At 53.1% G+C, this 635-nt stretch carries 2 protein-coding genes; one reads left to right on the forward strand and one right to left on the reverse strand.

Annotated features, from left to right (window positions below; translation table 11 throughout):
* Positions 1 to 188, forward strand: a 188-nt coding sequence (locus HMPREF0980_RS19315) for a hypothetical protein (RefSeq protein WP_207643623.1), incomplete at its 5' end; no start/stop codon positions are given.
* Positions 189 to 435: 247 nt separating this feature from the next.
* Here HMPREF0980_RS19315 and HMPREF0980_RS19320 read toward each other — a convergent pair.
* The coding region (locus tag HMPREF0980_RS19320; protein ID WP_207643624.1) for a hypothetical protein at positions 436 to 635 on the reverse strand (200 nt) is incomplete at its 5' end.

The following is a 635-nucleotide window of genomic DNA, read 5'->3' on the forward strand; positions in this document are numbered from 1 at the left end:
AATGTTCGCCGATAGCGGCTCACACCCCACGGGCCAAGGAATCTGGTGAGGATTCTCCGTCCCTCCCGCTTATACCTTCGCATCTGCCCCCTGCCTCCCCAGCGGCTATCTACTTTACTGGCACGGGCGGGGACGGCTGTGTGACGTTACTGGCGGTCGGAAGGAATTTATCTGTGCCGGTATATTAATAAAAAAGCTGAGCGAGTGAAAACCTTTGGCAAAATGGAATTATAATTATAATGAGGAAGAGCCGGAATCAGGTACAGGGCTGTTATGTGAGATAACATCCCTTGCCTGATTCCGGCTCTTCCTGCAGCAACGGCGTGCACGCCTCGCTGCAAACGTTTAACTACGATAATATACACCATTCTAATTTGTATGTGCTGTTTACATGAAGCTTGCTATCATTTTCCATCTAGCTGACACAGCCAGCGGTCATCCGCTGGCCAGTAACGTCACACGGCCGCTCTCGCCCTTGTTAGTAAAGTCGATAGCGGGCGGGGAGCCGGGTGGGAGATGCGCAGGTATAAGCGGGAGAGGCGGAGAATCCTTTCCGTAGCCCTTATCCTGCGGGATGTAAGCCGCTATCGGCGCGCATTCCGCAGGGTTAGGGATACGTGAAATAGTCGGAGCCT

It is taken from the genome of Dorea sp. D27, from assembly GCF_001185345.1.
Classification (GTDB): Bacteria; Bacillota; Clostridia; order Lachnospirales; family Lachnospiraceae; genus Extibacter.